The organism is Candidatus Collinsella stercoripullorum, from assembly GCF_027669965.1.
Lineage (GTDB): Bacteria > Actinomycetota > Coriobacteriia > Coriobacteriales > Coriobacteriaceae > Collinsella > Collinsella stercoripullorum.
Genome location: NZ_JAQECM010000029.1, coordinates 1 through 20,433 on the forward strand (window position 1 = coordinate 1; position 20,433 = coordinate 20,433).

At 66.5% G+C, this 20,433-nt stretch carries 17 protein-coding genes; 4 read left to right on the plus strand and 13 right to left on the minus strand.

Translation table 11 applies throughout. The features are described 5' to 3' along the window. Positions 1-15: 15 nt before the first annotated feature. A complete protein-coding gene (locus tag PHA29_RS06785; protein WP_270848816.1) occupies positions 16-4,680 on the minus strand; it encodes a 2-hydroxyacyl-CoA dehydratase in 4,665 nt (1,554 codons plus the stop codon). Beyond that, positions 4,681-5,367: a TetR-like C-terminal domain-containing protein gene (locus PHA29_RS06790; RefSeq protein ID WP_270404842.1), complete on the minus strand. Its 687-nt coding sequence runs from the start codon at positions 5,365-5,367 to the stop codon at positions 4,681-4,683. Between the two features lie 209 nt (positions 5,368-5,576). On the opposite strand from PHA29_RS06790, the gene amrA reads away from it, so the two are divergent. Together amrA and amrS are read left to right on the plus strand one after the other, a co-directional pair. After that, complete coding sequence (amrA, locus tag PHA29_RS06795) at positions 5,577-7,031, plus strand: AmmeMemoRadiSam system protein A (RefSeq protein ID WP_270848817.1); 1,455 nt, start codon at positions 5,577-5,579, stop codon at positions 7,029-7,031. A gap of 44 nt (positions 7,032-7,075) precedes the next feature. Continuing rightward, positions 7,076-7,954 carry an AmmeMemoRadiSam system radical SAM enzyme gene (gene amrS / locus PHA29_RS06800; RefSeq protein ID WP_270404838.1) on the plus strand — a complete coding sequence of 293 codons (879 nt, stop codon included), beginning with the start codon at positions 7,076-7,078 and terminating at the stop codon, positions 7,952-7,954. 166 nt (positions 7,955-8,120) lie between these two features. Here amrS and PHA29_RS06805 read toward each other — a convergent pair whose 3' ends face one another. The 4 genes from PHA29_RS06805 to PHA29_RS06820 all read right to left on the minus strand — a co-directional run bounded on the left by PHA29_RS06805 (position 8,121) and on the right by PHA29_RS06820 (position 11,460). Then, entirely contained in the window at positions 8,121-8,651 is a 531-nt protein-coding gene (locus PHA29_RS06805) for a pyridoxamine 5'-phosphate oxidase family protein (RefSeq protein WP_270848819.1), read from the minus strand. 85 nt (positions 8,652-8,736) lie between these two features. After that, positions 8,737-9,711 (minus strand): SIR2 family NAD-dependent protein deacylase, encoded by a 975-nt coding sequence (locus PHA29_RS06810; RefSeq protein WP_270848821.1) that lies wholly within the window; start codon positions 9,709-9,711, stop codon positions 8,737-8,739. A 10-nt stretch (positions 9,712-9,721) separates the two neighbouring features. Next, positions 9,722-10,630 (minus strand): SIR2 family NAD-dependent protein deacylase, encoded by a 909-nt coding sequence (locus tag PHA29_RS06815; RefSeq protein ID WP_270848823.1) that lies wholly within the window; start codon positions 10,628-10,630, stop codon positions 9,722-9,724. Positions 10,631-10,638: 8 nt separating this feature from the next. Beyond that, the gene (locus PHA29_RS06820; protein WP_270848825.1) at positions 10,639-11,460 is read right to left on the minus strand and encodes an SIR2 family NAD-dependent protein deacylase; all 822 of its coding nucleotides are present in this window, start codon (positions 11,458-11,460) and stop codon (positions 10,639-10,641) included. A gap of 116 nt (positions 11,461-11,576) precedes the next feature. On the opposite strand from PHA29_RS06820, the gene PHA29_RS06825 reads away from it, so the two are divergent. Beyond that, positions 11,577-12,008 carry an Rrf2 family transcriptional regulator gene (locus tag PHA29_RS06825; RefSeq protein WP_270404829.1) on the plus strand — a complete coding sequence of 144 codons (432 nt, stop codon included), beginning with the start codon at positions 11,577-11,579 and terminating at the stop codon, positions 12,006-12,008. A 106-nt stretch (positions 12,009-12,114) separates the two neighbouring features. Here the strand turns inward: PHA29_RS06825 and PHA29_RS06830 are convergent, their stop codons facing one another. The 5 genes from PHA29_RS06830 to PHA29_RS06850 form a co-directional block, all read right to left on the minus strand. Next, on the minus strand, positions 12,115-12,477 hold the full coding sequence (locus tag PHA29_RS06830) for a DUF956 family protein (protein WP_270848826.1): 363 nt from the start codon (positions 12,475-12,477) through the stop codon (positions 12,115-12,117). Between the two features lie 122 nt (positions 12,478-12,599). Next, entirely contained in the window at positions 12,600-13,622 is a 1,023-nt protein-coding gene (locus PHA29_RS06835; RefSeq protein ID WP_270848827.1) for a PTS system mannose/fructose/sorbose family transporter subunit IID, read from the minus strand. A 13-nt stretch (positions 13,623-13,635) separates the two neighbouring features. Then, positions 13,636-14,430, minus strand: coding sequence for a PTS mannose/fructose/sorbose transporter subunit IIC (locus PHA29_RS06840; protein WP_270404823.1), 795 nt, complete (start codon positions 14,428-14,430; stop codon positions 13,636-13,638). Between the two features lie 77 nt (positions 14,431-14,507). Then, positions 14,508-15,476, minus strand: a complete 969-nt coding sequence (locus PHA29_RS06845) for a PTS sugar transporter subunit IIB (protein WP_270848829.1) — start codon at positions 15,474-15,476, stop codon at positions 14,508-14,510. A gap of 103 nt (positions 15,477-15,579) precedes the next feature. Beyond that, positions 15,580-16,980, minus strand: a complete 1,401-nt coding sequence (locus tag PHA29_RS06850; RefSeq protein ID WP_270848830.1) for a 6-phospho-beta-glucosidase — start codon at positions 16,978-16,980, stop codon at positions 15,580-15,582. A 450-nt stretch (positions 16,981-17,430) separates the two neighbouring features. On the opposite strand from PHA29_RS06850, the gene PHA29_RS06855 reads away from it, so the two are divergent. Continuing rightward, positions 17,431-18,288, plus strand: coding sequence for a MurR/RpiR family transcriptional regulator (locus PHA29_RS06855; protein ID WP_270404818.1), 858 nt, complete (start codon positions 17,431-17,433; stop codon positions 18,286-18,288). A 72-nt stretch (positions 18,289-18,360) separates the two neighbouring features. Here PHA29_RS06855 and PHA29_RS06860 read toward each other — a convergent pair whose 3' ends face one another. Next, on the minus strand, positions 18,361-19,218 hold the full coding sequence (locus PHA29_RS06860; protein WP_270404816.1) for an HAD hydrolase family protein: 858 nt from the start codon (positions 19,216-19,218) through the stop codon (positions 18,361-18,363). Positions 19,219-19,376: 158 nt separating this feature from the next. Next, complete coding sequence (locus PHA29_RS06865) at positions 19,377-20,189, minus strand: ZIP family metal transporter (protein WP_270848832.1); 813 nt, start codon at positions 20,187-20,189, stop codon at positions 19,377-19,379. Positions 20,190-20,433: the final 244 nt, after the last annotated feature.

Here is a 20,433-nt window from a genome sequence, read left to right on the forward strand (position 1 = left end):
GCCGCCGCCCGGAACCTATCGGCGCCCGCCGGCGGCGGACCCCACGCCCTCGCCCAGGCGCTCGGCCACGGCGGCGACCGCGTCGTCGGTCACGGCGCCGCACGAGCCGCAGCCGGCGGCCCCGTCGAGCGGGTTGCGCGCGTCCGCGTCCTCGGCGTGGTGCGGGCGGAACTTGGAGTCGACCGCGTCCATCTCGAGCGGCTTGATGCGCTCGAGCGTGAAGCCCTTGCCGGCGCGCATGTTCTCCTTCGCCACCGAGATCATGAGCTTGATGCGGTTCAGCTGGTTCACCTCGGAGGCGCCCGGGTCGTAGTCCACGGCCACGATGTTGCTCTCCGGGTGGCGGCGGCGCAGCTCCTTGATGACCGACTTGCCCACCACGTGGTTGGGCAGGCAGGCGAAGGGCTGCGTGCAGATGATGTTGGGCGCGCCGTGGTCGATGAGGTCGAGCATCTCGGCCGTGAGCAGCCAGCCCTCGCCCATCGTGTTGCACAGGCTGAGCACCTGACTCGCCTTCTGCGCGAGCGCCGAGATGGGCTCGGGGCGCTCGAAGCGGCGGGACTTGGCGAGGATCTCGTCGGCGGGCCCGCGCATCCAGTCGATGAGCTTGATCAGGGCGCTCATGGCCGCGCGCTGGGCGCCGGAGCTCCCCAGCTCGCCGCGGTCGTTCTCCGCGCCGCTCATGGCGAACAGGAAGAAGTCGAGCAGGCCCGGCACGACGGCCTCGCAGCCCTCGTGCTCGATGACGTCGACCACGTGGTTGTTGGCCGTCGGGTGGAACTTGACGAGGATCTCGCCCACCACGCCGACGCGCGGCTTGGTGCCCTCGCCCACGAGCGGCATGGAGTCGAAGGCCGCCACGGACTCGCGCACGAGCTTGGTGTAGCTGCGGCGCGTGAAGGTCGGCGCGAGCTCGCGCGCCTTGGCCATGAACTTCTCGTACAGGGCGTTCGCGGCGCCGGGCTCCGCCTCGTAGGGGCGGCAGCGGTAGAGCATCTGCATCATCACGTCGCCGTAGAGCACCGCGTACACGGCCGCCTTCAGGATCTGCGGGGTGACCTTGAAGCCGGGGTTGTCCTCGTCGAGCTTCACCGCGCTGATGGAGATGACCGGGATCTCGGGGTGGCCGGCGTCCTTGAGCGCCTTGCGGATGAGCGCGATGTAGTTGGTGGCGCGGCACCCGCCGCCGGTCTGCGAGATGATGACGGCGGTCTTCGACAGGTCGTAGCGCCCGGACTCGACCGCCTCCATGATCTGGCCCGTCACGAGGATCGACGGGTAGCAGATGTCGTTGTTGACGTACTTGAGGCCCGCCTCGACGGCGCCGCGGTCGGTGGAGGGCAAAAGCTCCAGGTTGTAGCCGTTCTTGCGGAAGACCTCCTTGACCAGGTCGAAGTGGATCGGCGCCATCTGCGGGCACAGGATGGTGTAGCCCTCGCGGCGCATCTCCTCGGTGAACTTCACCTTGGGGAAGGCGGCGGACTGCGCGCGGCGCTGGGCCGACAGCGCGTACTTGTGGGTGGCGAAGACCGGGGCCTCCTCGGAGGGCGCCACCGGCGCGGCGTCACCGGGCTCGTAGTCCTCGCCCGCCGCGACGGCCGCGGCGGCGCGCTCGGCCTCCTGGTCCTTCAGGGCGGCCATGAGCGAGCGGATGCGGATGCGCGCGGCACCGAGGTTGGACACCTCGTCGATCTTGAGCACGGTGTAGATCTTGCCGGAGCCCTCCAGGATCTCCTGCACCTGGTCGGTGGTGAGGGCGTCCAGGCCGCAGCCGAAGGAGTTCAGCTGGATGAGGTCCAGGTCGTCGCGCAGGGTGACGAGCTTGGCCGCGCGGTACAGGCGGCTGTGGTACATCCACTGGTCCACGACGCGGATGGGGCGGTCGGGCTTCACGAGGTGCGCCACCGAGTCCTCGGTGAGCACCGCGAACCCGAAGCTCGTGATGAGCTCGGGCAGGGAGTGGTTGATCTCCGGGTCGTTGTGGTAGGGGCGCCCGGCGAGCACGATGCCGTGGCCGCCGTGCTCCTCGATCCAATGGACGGTCTCCTCGCCCATCGTCTGGACCTGCTCGTGGAACTCGGCGTCGACCTCGTAGGCGTAGTTCACCGCGGCGTCGATCTCGGAGCGGGTCAGGCGCGGCCCGCGCACGCGCCCGCGGCCCGCCTCGGCGTCGGCCACGCGGTCCCGGGCGAGCACCTCGTACAGCCGGCGCTTGAGCTCCACCCGGTCGTTGTAGGGGACGAAGGGGTACATGAACTCGATGTTCTTCTCGGCGAGCTCGTCGATGTTCAGGCCCAGCGCCGTGGGGTAGCTCATGACGATCGGGCAGTTGTAGCAGTTGCCCGCCGCCGGGTCCTCCTTGCGCTCCTTGCGGATGCAGGGCATCCAGATGAAGTCCGGGTCCTTCTCGATGAGGTTCATGATGTGGCCGTGCGACAGCTTGGCCGGGTAGCACACCGACTCGGACGGCATGGACTCGATGCCGGCCTCGTAGGTCTTCTTGGTCGAGTCGTCCGACAGGACCACCGAGAAGCCGAGCTTGGTGAAGAACGCGTGCCAGAACGGGTAGTCCTCGTACAGGTTGAGCGCGCGCGGGATGCCCACGGTGCCGCGCGGGGCCTCGTCGGCGGGCAGGCACGGGCGGTCGAACAGCAGCTCGTTCTTGCGCTTGAAGAGGTTGGGCGCCTCGGTTTTGCGCTTCTTGTGGCCCGCGCCCTTCTCGCACCGGTTGCCGGTGATGAAGCGGCGGCCCCCGCCGAAGTCGTTGATGGTGAGCTGGCAGTTGTTGGAGCAGCGGCCGCAGCGCGCGTGCTTCTGGATGACGGTGAGGCCCGCGATCTCCTCGGCGGTGAGGATGGCGGAGGCCCCGTCGGCGCCGGCGCGGTCGCGCGCGAGCAGGGCCGCGCCGTAGGCGCCCATGCAGCCCGCGATGTCGGGGCGCACCGCGTCCAGGCCGGTCAGCAGCTCGAACGCGCGCAGGGTGGCGTCGGACATGAAGGTGCCGCCCTGGACGATGACCTGGGTGCCGATCTCGGACGGGTCGCGCAGCTTGATGACCTTGAACAGGGCATTCTTGATCACGGAGTAGGACAGGCCCGCCGCGATGTCGCCCACGGTGGCGCCCTCCTTCTGGGCCTGCTTCACGCGGGAGTTCATGAACACGGTGCAGCGGCTGCCCAGGTCGACGGGGTTCCGGGCGCCGATGGCCTCCTGGGCGAAGGCGCGCACGTCCATGTCCATGGACACCGCGAAGCTCTCGATGAAGGAGCCGCAGCCCGAGGAGCACGCCTCGTTCAGCATGATGTGCTCGATGACGCCGTCGCGCACGCGCAGGCACTTCATGTCCTGGCCGCCGATATCCAGGATGAACTGGACGCCGGGCAGGAAGGCACGGGCGCCGCGCAGGTGGGCGACGGTCTCGATCTCGCCGGAGTCGGCCTTCAGGGCCTCGATGAGCAGGGCCTCGCCGTAGCCGGTGGTGGTCACGTGGCCGATCGTGCAGCCGGCGGGGATATGGGCGTAGAAGTCGGCCATGATGGTCTTGGCCGTGCCGAGGATGTCGCCGTTGTTGTTGCCGTACCAGGTGTGCAGCAGCTGGCCGTCCTCGCCCACCATGGCTGCCTTCATGGTGGTGGAGCCGGCGTCGATGCCGATGAACACGCGGCTGCCGCCGTAGGTCGCCAGGTCGCCGCGCGGCACGACCTCGCGGTCGTGGCGCTCCCTGAAGGCCGCGTAGGACGCCTCGTCGGCGAACAGCGGGTCGAGGCGCGCCACCTCGGAGCCCTGGGTGTCGCCGAGCGCGTCGATGGAGCGGATGAGCTCGGGGAAGGTCGCGAGCTTGGTGGACTCGTGCGCCATCGCCGCGCCGGAGGCCACGAACAGGTGGGCGTTGTCCGGCACGATGCGGTGCGCCTCGTCGAGCTCGAGCGTGATGTAGAAGCGCTGGCGCAGCTCGGAGAGGTACTGCAGCGGGCCGCCCAGGAAGGCGACGTTGCCGCGGATGGGGCGGCCGCAGGCGAGGCCCGAGATGGTCTGGGTCACGACGGCCTGGAAGATGGACGCCGCCACGTCCTCGGGGCGGGCGCCCTCGTTCAGCAGGGGCTGGACGTCGGTCTTGGCGAACACGCCGCAGCGGCTGGCGATCGGGTAGATGGTCGTCGCGCCCTTCGCGAGCTCGTTCAGGCCGGAGGCGTCGGTGTGCAGCAGCGTGGCCATCTGGTCGATAAACGCGCCCGTGCCGCCGGCGCAGGTGCCGTTCATGCGCTGCTCGATGCCCTGGTCGAAGTAGATGATCTTGGCGTCCTCGCCGCCCAGCTCGATGGCGACGTCGGTGGCCGGGATGAGGGTCTCCACGGCGCGCTTGGAGGCGATGACCTCCTGGACGAACTCCAGGCCCAGCCACTGGGACAGAAGCAGGCCGCCCGAGCCGGTGATCGCGCAGGTCATGGGCGTCGCCCCGAGCAGGCCCGCGGCGCCCTCGAACAGATCGCGCGCGCAGGCGCGCACGTCGGTGTGGTGGCGCTGGTACTTGGCGTAGACGATCTCGTCGTCATCGTTCAGCACGGCGAGCTTCACCGTGGTGGAGCCCACGTCGATGCCGAGGTGCAGCGTCCCGAAGGCCGCGTCGGGGTTCCAGATCGCGCCCTCGGGGACAACACCGATCTTGATCTCGTCGCTCATTTAGTTCCCCTCGTTCTCGAGTTGCAGGTTGAGAAGCTTCATGCCGTATTCCGGCACGTTGATGTCGATGGGCATGCCGTACAGGTCGCCGGGGCGCACGAAGGCGATGACCGTCATGATGCGCGCCATGGTCTCGGGGCTCTCCTTGAGGCCGGTCTCGAACCAGCGCTGAATCACGCCGACCTCGGCGGTGACGACATAGCTGAGGTAGTAGTCGAAGAAGGCGCCCAGCGCACCGGGGAAGATGCCGGTCTGCATACGGTCGGCGACCGCCGCGCGCGCCAGGTCGATGAGCTTCTTGATGAACGCCGGGTCTCCGCCGGGGCCAAGAAGCGATCCGATGAGCTCGCAGTGCTCGCGCAGGTAGTCGAGCAGCTCGACGGAGCCGGGGGCAGGAGCCAGCTCATCGATGTTGCGATAAAGCTCCGGCAGCGTCGAGGCGCCGATGCGCGCCACGAGCCCTCCGATGTCTTCGAGCAGGACGGACTCCACCTGCTCGACGAAATCGGGAATGTCCTTGTAATGGGAGTAGAACGTGCGCCGCGTCAGGCCCGCGCACTCGGTGAGCGACGCCACCGTGATGCGCGACAGGTCTTCGCCCGCGCTGAGCTGCCGGACGAGCGCGCCGAGCAGCGCGTGCTGCGAGCGCAGCGACCGGCGGTCGCACTTGAAATCGGTTTGTGGCATGCAGTCCTTTCGGTTGCAATTTCACTCCGTGTGCATTATTGCACAGCGTGTGCACGAATATACCCGCCTCGCCGCGCCGCACGGTCTCTGCACAAGTGTCAAGGCGGGGTCAAGGGCGATGCGCGTAGACGTTAAGCCGCCGTCGCGTCCATATCGCAGGCCAAAATGGGCACACTAAGCCAAAAGCAGCCTTCCGAGGAGATGGTCTTATGCCGATATGCGCCGCATTCGCCGTTCCGCATCCACCGCTGATCGTTCCCGGGGTCGGGCATGGGCGCGAAGCGGGCATCCAGGCCACCGTCGACGCCTATCGCGAGGTGGCGCGGCGCGTCGCCGAGATCGCGCCCGACACCATCGTGCTCTCGAGCCCGCACTCGACGTCGTACCTCGATTACCTGCACATCTCGGGCGGCAGCGGTGCGGCCGGAACGTTCGCCCCGTTCGGGGATCGCGCCGACGGAAGCCGGGTCGCCTACGACCGGGAACTCGTCGACGCGCTGTGTGAGGCGGCAGACGCCTGCGGCCTCGCCGCCGGCACCGCCGGCGAGCGGGACCCCGAGCTCGACTGGGGCGTGCTCGTGCCGCTCCACTTCATCCAAGAGGAGTACGCGCGCCGCCGCGATGCGGGCGACGACCTGCCGACGTACCGGCTGGTCCGCATCGGGCTGTCCGGGCTCTCCCCGCGCGACCACTACCGCTTGGGCCAGCTCGTCCAGCGCGTGTCCGATACGCTGGGGCGGCGCTGCGTCTTCGTCGCGTCGGGCGACCTGTCGCACAAGCTCGCCGAGGACGGGCCCTACGGATACGCCCCCGACGGCCCCGCCTTCGACGAGCTCGTGTGCCATGCCCTCGAGGAGGGCGACTTCCTGGCGCTGATGACTGCGGACCGCGGCATGTGCGAGCGCGCCGCCGAATGCGGCCTACGCTCGTTCCAGATCATGGCGGGCGCGCTCGACCGCACGCCCATCAGATCCGAGCTGCTTTCCTATGAGGGGCCCTTCGGCGTGGGATACGGCATCGCCGCGTTCACCCCCACCGGGGCGCACGGCTCGGATGCCTCGCGCGCCATCGGCGACCGGTACGAGGCGTGGCATGCGGCGGACATGGCCAGGCGCCGCCACGCCGAGAGCCCGTGGGTGCAGCTCGCGCGCTACTCGCTCGAATCCTACGTCCGCGACGGGCGGCGCATCGATCCCAACCGGGACCTGCCGGCAGATCTCGCCGAGGCGCTTCCCGACGAGCTGTTCTCGACGCGCGCCGGCGCCTTCGTCTCGCTCAAGATGAACGGGCAGCTGCGCGGCTGCATCGGGACCATCCTGCCCGTGCGCGACAGCCTTGCCGAGGAAATCTGCGCGAACGCGATCTCGGCCGGATGCCGCGACCCGCGCTTCTCCTCCGTGGAAGAAGACGAACTCGCAGAGCTGGTCTACGATGTTGACGTGCTGTCGGAACCCGAGGCGATCGCAGGGCCCGACGAGCTCGATCCCGCCCGCTACGGCGTCATCGTGAGCGCGAGCCGAGGGCGGCGCGGGCTGCTGCTGCCGGACCTCGACGGCATCGACACGGTCGCGGAGCAGATCGGCATCGCCGCGCGCAAGGGCGGCATCGACCCGGACGACCCGAGCATCACGCTCGAGCGGTTCACTGTCACGCGCCACGTATAGGGAGCCGCGGGCGCGCCTCGAGGCGCCCGTCGAAGGAGGGGACCATGGAAGCAGCAGCCGCGTACGCAACCTGCGGCACCTGCCCGCACCGCTGCCGCCTGGCGCCGGGGCGCCTTGGAGCGTGCCGGGCCCGACGCAACGTCGGCGGCGCGGTGATGCCCGCAAACTACGGGCGCGTCACCTCGCTGGCGCTCGACCCCATCGAGAAGAAGCCGCTTGCGCGCTACAGACCCGGCACCTTCGTGGTGTCGGCCGGAAGCTTTGGCTGCAACCTGGGATGCCCGTTTTGCCAAAACGCGGAGATCTCGCAAGCAGACGATGCGGGCGTCCCCTGGCGCGAGATCGCCCCCGACGAGCTCGTCGCCATCACCCGCGACGCACGCGACCGCGACGGCCGCGTGATCGGAATCGCCTACACCTACAACGAGCCGCTCGTCGGATGGGAGTACGTGCGCGACTGCGCGCGGCTGGCGCACGAGGCGGGGCTTGTGAACGTCTTGGTGTCGAACGGATGCGTCGAACCGAGCGTGCTCGACGGGCTCGCGGGGCTCATCGACGCGGCGAATATCGATCTCAAGGGGTTTACCGACGGGTTCTACGACGCCTGTGGCGCGTCCGCGCACGCGCTCTCCCGCGTAAAGGGCGCCATCGCGCGCCTCGCGGCTGATCCCGCCTGTCATCTCGAGGTCACGACGCTCGTCGTCCCCGGCATGAACGACACCGAGGAGGAGATCGACGCGATGGCCCGCTGGCTCGCATCGCTTGACGAGGGACGCGGGCGTAACACCGTCACCTACCATGTCACGCGCTTCTTCCCGCGCTGGCGCCTCACCGATCGCGGGCCGACGCCCGTGGATGCGGTCTACCGCCTCGCCGACGTGGCGCGCCGGCACCTCGAGCACGTCTACACCGGCAACTGCTAGACGCGTACGACGCGCTGCAACAGCGACGGTATCACCCGGCCGGAATGCACGGAATTCGCGATGATTCCGTGCATTCCGGCCGGGTGATACCGTCGCTGTTGCAGCCCGAGCGGGCAATGCGGAGCGGATTGGCGGGGGCCTCCCCAGCCAGCATCCCCGCGGTTGACTACAGCCTGTCGAAACCGTTCCAACCCGCCGGCGGCGTCCAGCGGCTCTCGCCCGGATGCACGTTGTCACGGAACTTACCCACCATGGACTCGACCTTGAGGCGCCACACGGTCGTAGCCGGCACGAGCTTCGTGCTCCAGGGGAAATCTTCCGCATGATAATGGCGCATGAGGATCTTGAGGCCGTCGATCTTGCGCTCGTCGGGCAGGATCTCCACGGTTCCCCGCCCGATGACGCTGCGGTACCCCATGGTGCAGCTCATGCGCTCATCGTAGAAGATGAAATTGTGGTCGCAATCCATCTCGAACGTCGCACGTGCATCGTGAGCCATAAGGTCAAGCTTATGGCCTCGGTTCGCACTATGGAAATACAGGTATACCTGATCGTCCTCGACATCGACGCCGAAATTGAGCGGAACGATGTACGGATAGCCGTCGGCCCCGTTGAGCGCCACACGGCACACGTCGCAGGCGTCGATGATGGCGAGCTGCTCGGCGCGGTCGGTGATCTCACGGTCTGTGCGGATCATGCTGCCTCCATCTTGTTCGTACAAGTATGTCATCGTCAAGTATAGCAGGGCGAAGGCGCCGCCGACATGCGCCCCGCGGCCTCCGCTACCCCCGCACGCGCGCCAGATCCGCCCGCGCGTCGGAAAGCACGCGAGCGATGTCCGCAACGATAACCAGACCGCGGTCGGCAATTTGAGCGGGCAGCAGATCATAGCGATCGTTTATGGAGATGTAGCGCGCCTTCGGCAAGGCAAGCGTGAGGTTCCAAAACGGCTCTTGGATAAACATCGGCGTCATGCGTCCCACGCCAAGCTCTAGAAACAACACGCGCTCATCTGTATGCGCTCCAAGCCAGCGCGAGACCTTTTCGTACTCGTCCTGGTACTTGGCACCCTGTAAAAAGTTTCCGTAGCCGCGCACCCATGGAAACGCCTCGCCGCCGCAGTGCGGACAGCGCGGGATGAGCTCCGAAGGGATGCGCATGTCGTCCCCTTGCGCCTCGATCATCTTTCGAACCGGCTCGACGGCATCCCACGTATCATCGGTGCAGCACCGCGCGCATTGGAAAAAGCGATGGTCCCCCTGGATCTCGGCCACCTGCTCTTCGGGATAGAGCTTCACGAACTGCGTATCCTGGTTCGTCGTGAGCACGAAGAAATCCTTGCCGTCAAGCAGCGCGTCCAGGTCGAGATAGGGCGCACGGACCGGAGCGCTCTGCGTGGTATGAAGGAACGTGGAGAGATAGGCCCACTTCTCCTCGGGTGTCTCCCAGCGGCGGAAGCTCCCGTCGAAGGCCCCCTTGATGCCATAGCGCTCGGCGAACTTACCGAAGTGCTCTCGAAACGACGGCGTGTCACCGTAGTAGAAGTCGCCGCCGCCCGCCGCCGAAAGACCCGATGCACCGCCCACGAGCACGCAGTCCGCTTTTTGGATCTCGTGAACCAAGTGCTCAACCTGTTCCTCGTAGGAGAGCGGGGAAGGCTCCGCGAGCTCATAGGGAGCCTCGCCGCGCGCATATACCGGATAGTAGCGCTCGTAGTTCATCTGGGTCTGCGTGACCAGATCCTCGTAAAAACTCATGCTTCAAACCTCAGCTTTCCGTCAAGTCGAAAAAGACGCGGGCGATGTCGCCCCCGATGGTGAGCGAGCGACCGCCCAGCTGCAGCGGCTCACCCGCCTTGGAAAGGTTTATGCGCAGATAGAAGGCATTAGGATTGGAGCGCACCATGCGCCAGAACGGCATCTCGATAACGCTGGGGGTCATGCCGCCCACTCCAAGCTCCAAGAAGAGCACGCGTCCGCACGCGTCGAGCACGTGAGAGACGAAGGCCTCGTAGCGCCGCTTGCCTTCATGCCATGCCTCGCCCTCAAGGAAACCCTCATCGCGCACCCAAGGGACCGCAAGCCAACCGCAACGCGGGCAACGCGGAAGCGCGTCTGCCGGCGGACGCACGCCATCCGGACCCATCGCGTCGAGCATGCGCCGGACGGCCGGACCCGAATCCCACAGCTCGTCGCAACAGGGCTGCGCGCACTGTAGCCAGCGACAATCCCCCTGGAACAGCCATGAGCGCCGACGAGGGAACGCACGGCGCACCTGGCCATCGATATTGGTGGTCAACACGAAGTACGGACGGTCTGCGATCAGCTTCCATAACTGCCGATACGGCTCCCCAACCGGCGCGGACTCCATGTAGTCGATATACGCGGCAAGAAACCCCCAACGCTCCTCGTTGGTCGCATACAGATGGTAGTAGCCGTCCATGAACGTCGAGAAGCCATGAGCGCGCTCGAATCTACCGAACGCGCCGTCAAAAGCGGCGGTGCGGTGGTAGTGCTCGTAGCCGCATGCGCTCGACATGCCAGAGCCGACGCCCGCCACAATGGCGTCGGCATCCTTGACGAGCTCGCGGGCGCGATCGATGGCGGCACGGTAGGCAGCCTCATCACCGCTGCCACACGCCCGCTCGACCCCCAAGTGCTGGGCGTAAAGTCCCATGAGCCGGCTCATCGATTCTGCGCCATCCCCAAGTCGGCGAGAACGCGAGCAAGGTCGCCCCGGATACCGACCGCCCGGTTTTCGGGCAGTGCCGGCAGCACGGGCTCGTCGCGGTTCACGACGACATACCGCGTCCCGGGCGCGCGCTCCGCCCATGCCATGAGCGGCGCTTTGATAGCACGGTTGCCCTGGCCCACCCCGAGCTCGAGCACGAGCGTTCGGTCGGAGGCATGCCCATCCAGAAACGCGCGCATGCGGGCGCGCTGGGCCGCAAACGGCTCGAGCGCGCCGATACGACCCGTGTCGTCCACGGCGGCGTCGAGCACCGCCCCGCAGCGCGGACAGCGCGGGAGGTCGCCCGCAGCGATGTCGATCATCTGGAGCGCGTCGTAGGTCTCCTGCGAGCAGGAGGCCGTGCAGTGCAGCCGCGCGAACGACCCTTCCGTCTCGAGCAGGCCGTCGGAAGAGAAGCCCGCCTTCAAAAACCTGCTGTTGCAGTTGCACGTCACCACGAACCGCGGCATATCCCGCGTCGCCTCATCGAGCGCGCGCATGACGGGCGAGGGCGCATAGGCGCGATATCCGTACTCGATCAGGCGCGCCAAGAACCGCCAACGCTCCCGAGCGCTCGGCCAGCGGGCCATAAGACCCTGCAAGATGCTCATGAGGCCGTAGTCTCGGTGCAAGTCTCCGAACGTGCGCAGGAACGCCTCGTCGCATGCGAACTGGTTGTAGCCGTCGGCGATATCGAACCCGTTGCTCGCTGCGATCACCACGGCATCCGCCTGTCCAAGCATCTCGGCGAGGCGCTCGATCTCCGTCTGGTACATAGCTCCTCTCCTCCCGATATTGCTGTTGTTTTTACTACAACAGCAATAGTACCCATGCGAGGTTTGGGGGACCAGTGCTGTTATAATGTTCACAACAGCCACAAAGAAAGGATCAGATGGCCTATTCAACGAAGCTGAGCGACGCGCTCCATCTGCTCGTGTTCGTCCATGAGCAGCAGGGCTCCGACCTCACGAGCGACGCTATCGCCACAAGCCTTGCGGGAAACGCCAGCACGGTGCGGCAGATGATGGGGAGGCTCCGTCGCGCCGGGCTTCTTTCCTCCGTGACCGGGCATGCGCGGCCCGAGCTCGCCCGACCAGCGGCAAACATCACCATGCTCGACGTCTACCGCGCCGTCGAGGGGGACAAGCCGTTGCTGCATCTCGACACGCACACGAACCCCGCCTGCGGAGTCGGCGTCAACGTTCAGCTCGTCATCGGCGAGTGCTTCGATGACATCCAGCAGGCGGCAGAGAGCACCATGGCCTCCATCACCCTGGAAGACATCATCGTCCGATACCGGCAGCGCATCGCCGCGCAGCTATAGGGAAGCGACGGGTAACGGCCTCGCACGGGATGCATGGGCGCAAACGCTGCGCCCGTCCGCCCCTCCGCAGGCCGGGACGCGAGCCCTTCGCAGCCGTCCGGCGATATCATTTCCGCTGCAGGGCGGAAAGCGCATGGCGCGCCGGCACCAGCTTGGCGCGGCCGAGCCGCCTGTTCAGCAGGCGCACGAGCTCGGCCCCATCAGATACCAGAAACATGAAACGCCGGTTGTCCTCGACCGCGAACTCGACCCCGCGAACGGCGCGCCCGTAGAGGTCGACCCGCACGCAACCGACATGCTCCCAGGGTATCTGGATATAGCCCCTGCCGTCACGCGCACGGAACTCGACGCCGCGCTCCCCCGCAAGCAGCAGGCCGCGCCGGGGCAGCAGCACACCGGCAGAAACGCTCGCCTGGACGGCGAGCTCGACCTTGGCATTCAGCATGCCCTCGTCCCTCTTGGCAGCCATCTGCTCCCCTTTCGCACCTTGCTCCCGCATCATTGCGAACAGCGACCGGCACCCATGTCCCTACTTGGACGGGGCCGCCGTCCGAAGTGGACGACGACCCCGCCGACGCAAAAGGAAAGGCCCTAGAAAATCCCGAAGAACGCTCCGATCACACCCACGGCGAACAGGCCGAAGATGATGAGGATGGGGTTCACTTTCTTGCGGAGCAAAAACACGCACAGCATGGTGAGCGCGAGCGGCATGAGGCCGGGCAGCAGCGAGTCGCACACGCTCTGAAGCGTCGTGGTCTGCATGAGGCGCACCGGCGCGTCAGGATAGGCCGCGGCGTTGGTGATGGCAGAATATCCGCTCGACAGCATGCCCTGAATCCCCGAGAAGCCGCTGGTGAGCGCCTCGGCCGTGATCTCCCCACCGCCGCTGATAAGGTCGAGCAGCGTGGTGATGCCGGGGAACTTCTCGGCCACAGCACCCATGTCGGAATTGGAGAGCACGACGCTCGACAGATTGATGCTCGTCCAACGCGGAATCAGCACGCCCATGACGAACATACCCAGAATCGACGCGCCGGTGGTGATCTTCTGCATGATGCCGCCGGACAGGTCGGACACGATGTTGCGGCCCTGATGGTAGCCGAGCTCCTGCGTATACCAGGTGAACGCCATGCGCACGACGTTCCACACCACGAAGAACACGACGGCGCCCAGAGGGTTGCCCGTCAGCGCAAGGGATGCGGCGAACGCTCCCAAAATGGGACGCAGCGTACCCCAGAACACCGGATCGCCCACGCCGGCAAGCGGACCCATCATGCCGATCTTGACGCCCTGGATGGCCGCATCGTCGATCTCGGCCCCGTTGGCGCGCTCCTCCTCGAGCGCCATCGTCACGCCAAGGATCGGCGAGGCGAGATAGGGATGCGAGTTGAAGAACTCCAGATGGCGCTTGAGAAACGCCGCGCGATCGGCCTGGTCGGGGTACAGGCGCTTGGCGATGGGCACCATCGAGAAGGTGAAGCCCATGGTGATAAGACGCTCGTAGTTGTTGGAGGCCTGCATGAACGTGCTGCGAAGCCATACGTTGATGCGATCCGCCTTGGTGATGGAGAGCTGGTGCGCCGGCTTGGCGGCCGCCGCTTCGTTGGTTGCCATATCAGTCTGCCCCCTATTCATAGTCGTTGATGATCGCGTCGAGTTCGTCGCCCACCGCACCTGTTGCGGCCACAGGGCCGGACGCGGAGTTGAACTCGGGTGCGAGCTGCAGGTACACGAAGGCGATGGCCAGGCCGATGATGCCCATGGCGATGAGATTCAGCGCCGAGATGGCCGCCAGGGCGAAGCCCAGGAAGAAGAACGGCCACAGCTTGGGCGTGGCCATCATGTTGATGACCATCGCGTAGCCCACAGCGACCACGAAGCCGCCAGCGGTGGACAGACCCGTGGTGACCCAGGCCGGGATGGCATCGAGCGCGCCCTGCACGACCTCGACGGGCACCGCGATGATGAGCGCTGCGGGGATGACCACGCGAAGGCCCTGCAGGAGCAGTGCCGTGAGGTGGGCGAGCTCGACACCGGACGTGGAGCCCTTCGCGGCAGCGGAATCGGCCATATGGATGAGGCCGACGACGATGGTGCGGACGATGATGGTGAGGCCCAGGCCGGCGACGGCGAGAGCCATCGCCGCGGACATGCCGACGCCCATGTCGACACCCTTCATGCACACCAGAATGGCCGATGCCACCGAGCAAAGCGCCGCGTCGGGCGCAACCGCCGGGCCGATGTTCATCCAGCCGAGCGCCACGAGCTGCAGCGAGCCGCCGAGCATGATGCCCTCGGCAGGATGCCCGGTCACGACGCCGATGAGCGTACAGGCGATGATGGGCTGATGGAACTGGAACGAGTCGAGAATGCCCTCGAAGCCGGCGAGCAGCGCCACCAGCAGTACCAGGATTACCTCCATGGATGACTCCTTTCTTGAATGTATGGGCGCAGGGCCGGCGCGCGCCGGACCGCATCGCGGCGCGCGCCGACTGCCTGTCAGGACAGAAGCCCGCTCTGCTCGACGAGCGGCCAGACGGGCTCCTCGCGGTCGGCGGGAACTTTCTGCCAACCGAGCTTGCAGCCGTGGTCATGGAGCCACTTGAACGCCTGCGCGTCATCGGCATCGATGGACACCGTCCCGTTGATGGCGATCTTGCCGGCGGAATGCGCCATGGAGCCCACGTTGATGTGCTCAAGCGGCACGCCGCCCTCAATCACGCGGACCACGTCCTGGGGGAACTCGAACAGCAGCAGCGCGCTCGTGCGCGAGAAGCGCGGGTCGCGAGCGATCTCGATGAGCTTGGACACCGGGCACACGTTGGCTTTGATGCCCGGAGGCGCCGCCTGGGTGATGAGATTCTTGCGCAGCTCGTCGTGGGCCACGTTGTCCGACACCACGATAATGCGGTCGGGGCGAATCTCCTTGGACCAGGCCATGGCGACCTGACCGTGCAGCAGGCGCGAATCGATGCGCACCCATTTGATCTGAAGGCCGCCCTCGCCCGCGGCGGGCGCCGCCGTTCCCGCGGCGCCGGGAGCTGCCGCCGCCGACCGCGACGCCTTGGGCGCCAGGCCCTCAGGCAGCACGCGCACGCCGCGGCGTCCCTCGACGAGCAGCTGGCCGGCGAGCTCATGGGCGCTGGACCTCGCCATGCGCGACGCGCACGCCTCGATGGCCATGGGCAGGTTGAGGCCCGTAAGCAGCGCCCAGCCCTCATGCTGGTCAAGCAGGGCGGATACCTGGTTGAACGGCGTGCCGCCCCACAGGTCAACGAGCACGAGCACATCTTCGGGATCGGACAGCCCCCGCACCGCCGCCTCGAGCTCCGCGCGGAACTCCTCTGGGGCCATGCTCGGCTTGAGCGATACGCACGCCAGGTCCCGCTGCTCGCCGAAGACCATGGTCACCGAATCTCTCACCCCCTCGGCCAAGCCTCCATGACTGGCAAAAACGATTCCCACCATTGTTCCTTCCTTTCTTGTCGAGCATCTCCCGACTCGGGCACCCCGCGCCCGGAACCAGGCCGGACGCGCGGCACCTCGAAAAACGAAACTCAGGCTTCGGGCCCTACTTGCCCTGCGCCATCAGGTCCTGCACGACAGGGTCGCTCACGGTCGCGCCCTGGTCTTTCAGCTGCGCGATGGCATCGGCAAACTGCGGGAGATACCGCTCGTGGGCGAGCAGCAGCTCGTTGAGGACCGCGATCGCGTCGGGGTTCTTGGCAACGACGGGGTTGATGGTGAAGGCCTCGCGCGCCACACCGTAATCGCCGGTGAGCGCGGCTTGGATGGTCAGCTCCTCCATCGCCTTCATGACCTGCAGCCAGCCCTTCTCGGCGCTGGGCATGGGGCCCCAGGCGATGGGTTCGGCACCCTGGGCACCGATGAGGCACGAGACCTCGACGATCGAGGATGGGTCGAGATCGGGCAGGGCTCCGCGATTCTGCGTCGAGACCACCATGTGCTCATGCTTGTCGTTATAGATGGCGGCGATGCACTCGCACGCCGCGTCGGAGTAGTACGCGCCGCCGCGTTCCGCCAACTGAGGCGGCTTGTAGTCGAGATTGGGGTCGCGGTACAGCTCGAACAGCTCGTCCTCGACCTCTTTCACGTGCTCGGCGCGCGTGTCGTTGGCCTGAAAATCATCCACGCAGTGGCCGAGCATCTCGTCTGCCATGTAGTAGTAGCGGTGGTAGCCGCAGGGCATGAGGTGCATGGCGTGCAGCAGGTCGCTCGGGAACTCCGCGGCGAAGATATTCGCCGGGAACGGGCCGTCGGGATCGTTGACGTGCTCGATCATCTCATCGGTCAGGTCTCGGCCAGCACTGTCGTACACCTTGTGCCAATGAAAGTGGTTCAGGCCCGCGAACCGGAACGTAAGCTCGTCGGCATCGCGACCGATGAGCGCCGGCTCCTTCATCATCGAGATGACCGGGATGTTGCACAGGCCGATCGTGCGCTTCCAGCCGAAATGCTTGATGGCGGCCTCGGTCACCATGCCAGAGGGATTCGTGAAGTTGATAAGCCATGCATCGGGGCACAACTCGCGCATATCGGCGATAATCTGGCCGATGACCGGGATGGTGCGGAACGCCTTGAACATGCCGCCCGCCCCGTTGGTCTCCTGACCGAGCATGCCGTGCGCCAGCGGAATGCGCTCGTCCTTGATGCGCGCGTACAGCAGCCCCACGCGGAACTGCGTGGTCACGAAGTCCGCTCCCGGCAGCGCCTCCCTACGATCGAGGGTTACGTGGATCTCGACGTCGTGCCCGGCCGCCTTCCACTGACGACGGGCCATCTCGCCGATGATCTCGACCTTCTCGAGACCCTCCTCGATATCCACAAGCCAGATCTCACGAATGGGCAACTCGTGGTAGCGCTTGATGAAACCCTCCATGAGCTCAGGGGTGTAGCTGCTGCCGCCCCCGATGGTCACGATCTTGACGCCCCGCGTGTCCGATGTTCCCATGGCCTCTCCTTTCTGTCGCGCCATGTCATCAAGGGAACGACCGATCAATTGCCTTCGCGCCGGGCGCCCGCCACGGAGGCACCCGGCGCTAAATGAATTGGTCAGTGTTTCCCAAGGCTTCTAGCTGGCAGTATGAGAGGGGGCGAGAGGACCGAGGAGGACTGCGGGCTAAATGGGAACGCGTTTTCAGAGAAAGCGGCGCGTCCGTGCGGCATCGTGATATGTTTTGAAAACGGCAACCGTTTGCCCGCGGAAACCGACCGTTCGGCATCAAGCGGTCGGGAAAACGGGCGAATCGGCTCGCTCGCACGCGGGGATCGGGTGCATAACGGAACCGTGGGGCGCAGATCTGCACCGTCGACGTACCGCCGCCGTTTCGCCACGACTCGGCCACGCCCCGGTCCCACCGGATCGCGCCCGCACCGCCTCGCCGTCTTCTGAAGGAGCAGCATGGATATCACGCACCGCATCAGCTCATGTGATAATCTCACGCCGGCGGAATACGCCCTCGCCCGCACCGTCATCGCGCTGCAGGACCGCATCGACGGATACACGATCGAGGACCTCGCGGCGGCGGCGCACACCTCGTCGGCAAGCATCAGCAGGTTTTGCAAGAAACTCGGACTGTCGGGGTACCGCGAATTCAAGGTGGAACTTGCACGCAGCGGTGCTAAGCGCGCAGCATCCGGTGCGGTCGATATCGATTACCCTTTTAGCGAAGGGGACTCCCCGCGCACCATCGCCTACGGCCTGAAAGCGCTCTACGAGTTGACGCTTTCCGACACGGTCGACTGCCTGGATTTCCCCACGGTCCTCAAGGCCGCTCGGCTTGTACATGCCGCGAGCCAGGTGGATGTCTACACGCACTCGCATAACGCGATCGTCGCCGAATCGTTCCAAGATCGCCTGCGACGCGGCATCGGGAAAACCGTCGTGGTCGCCCGATCCGAAGAGGAGCAGCGCATCGTTGCCGCCGCCTCAAAGCCCGACTCGGTGGCGATCGTCATCTCGTACTCGGGGCGCGCGACGTTTCTGAAAAACGTCCTACGCATCCTTCACTGCCGTCATGTGCCCATCATCCTCGTCGGGACGGACAAGGCGCGGCGCGCGCACCCCGACGTCGACCTCCATCTGCAGATCAGCGACCGCGAGCACCCCCAGCTACGCATCTCGCAGTTCGCTTCGCACATAGCCCTTCAGTACGCCCTCGACGTGCTCTTCGGATGCGTGTTCACGCTCGACTACCAGCGCAATGTGCAGTATATCGCCGACACCACGCCGCTCATCGACGACCGCACGTTCTCATAATCGGCGCGCCCTCGTCGCCCCAGACCGTCCGCCGCATGTACCCGTCCCCCATGGCGGGAGAAGGAGCCGGGCCTATTCGATACGCGTGTAGCCGCTGCCGAGCTGCTGCGCCCGCACCGTGGCGACCATGTGGCGCGGCACCGCATGGAAGGCGCAGTGCCCGATGACATGGCCCGCGGCCGCCTTGGCGGCCCTGCTGCCGTTGACGGTGGCGTACGCATGGCGGAAGCGCTCGAGCATGGCGATGTCGTTGCCGCCGTCCCCGTAGACCGCGACCTCGTCCTCCGTATAGCCGAAGTGCCGCGCGAGCCACGCCACGGACGCCCCCTTGTTCACCGCCGGGTCCGTGAGCTCGAACATCACCGGGGAGAACGGGGCGTTCACCACCAGGTCGGCGTGCTCGGCGACGAACGCCTCGAGCTCCTCGCCCAGCGCGCGGTCCGGCACCCGGCAGTTGACCTTGTAGACCTCGTGCTCGAGCAGGTAGGACAGGGGCGTGTCGAAATGCATGGTCGCCGCCATCGCCTCGCGCATCCCGCGCAGGGCGATCCGGCGCAGCGGGGGATCGGCGTCGAAGCTCCTGTCGCGGAGCTCCCGCGAGCCCGTGGCGTAGGTGCCGTCCAGCAGCACGCAGTCGAAGCAGATGCCCGGGAACGCCGGGACGAGCAGCTCGAGCAGCTCCGGGCTGACCGGGAACGTCTTCAAGATCCCCTCGCGCCCCACGACGATCGCACCGTTGGAGCCGCAGATCTCGACGGGGAGGCCGTCGAAGCCGTGCTCGCGGTTGGACAGCATCGTGCGCCCCGTGGCGATGACCACATGCGCCCCGGCGTCCGTGACCTCGCGGATCGCACGGGCGATCGTGCGGTCGACGTTGTGGAACGCGTTCAGCAGCGTCCCGTCCAGATCGCTCGCGAACAGCTTGATCATACGCTCGCCCCCATGTCTCTCGCCCTCCGCACGAAATGGTACCCCACCGCCGGGATACGGACCCCCGCGGCCCATGGCAGGTTACGAGGACGTGAACGCCTCCGCCGCCGGGAGCGGGCGCGCCCGGTGCGCCGGCGCATCCGGCACGACCGCCTGCGTCAGCCCAGGGCGACGTCGAGCACCATCATGATGACGAAGCCCGCGATCACCCCGAAGGTGCCGACGTTGGAGTGCTCACCCAGATGGGCCTCGGGGATGAGTTCCTCGACCACCACGTACACCATGGCGCCGGCGGCGAACGACAGCAGCCAGGGCATGAACGGCTGGATCCAGCCGCTCGCGAGCACCACGAGGATTCCGAAGACCGGCTCGACGATGCCCGACAGGCTCCCCATGGCGAAGGCCCGGCGACGCGACATGCCCTCGCGCGCGAGCGGCAGCGAGATCGCCGCGCCCTCCGGGAAGTTCTGCAAGCCGATGCCGACCGCCAGCGCGAACGCCATGCCCAGGTAGGCCTCGCCCGCCGCGCCGGCCGCCTGCGCTGCCATCGCGAACAGCAGGCCGACGCTCATGCCCTCGGGGATGTTGTGGAGCGTCACCGCCGACACCAGCAGGGTCGTGCGCTTCCAGCTGGTCTTCACGCCCTCGGGCTCGTCCGCCTCGGCGTGCAGGTGGGGCAGCAGCGAGTCGAGCAGCACCAGGAAGGCGACGCCCAGAAGGAAGCCGCCCGCCGCCGGGACCCAGCCGATCTGCCCGAGCTTCTCGGCCTGCTCGATGGCCGGGTTCAGAAGCGACCAGACGCTCGCGGCGATCATGACGCCCGCCGCGAACCCCAGGAAGATATGGTGCATGAGCTTGCGCTCGCTGCGGAAGAAGAAGACCACGGCAGATCCCGCGGTGGTCATGAGCCAGGTGAAGCCGCAGCCCAGCGCGGCCCAGGTCAGCGCCCGGACGAGTTCCGGTGAGATCATGAGAACCTCCGATATCCGTGCGCGGCGCCCTCGCCGCGCGGTCGTTTCGGAGGATTCTACCCCAGTTAGCCATGGCTAACCAACAGAATGATCCGACAACCCCCTGTGGGAAAAAAGGGACAGCCCCCATTTTCCCGTCCCATGCGGCACACTGCGGGAAAATAGTGCCTGTCACTTTTTTCCCACCCGCCCGGCAAACGGCGATGCCGGAGCCCGCATGGGAAAAAAGTGACAGGCACTATTT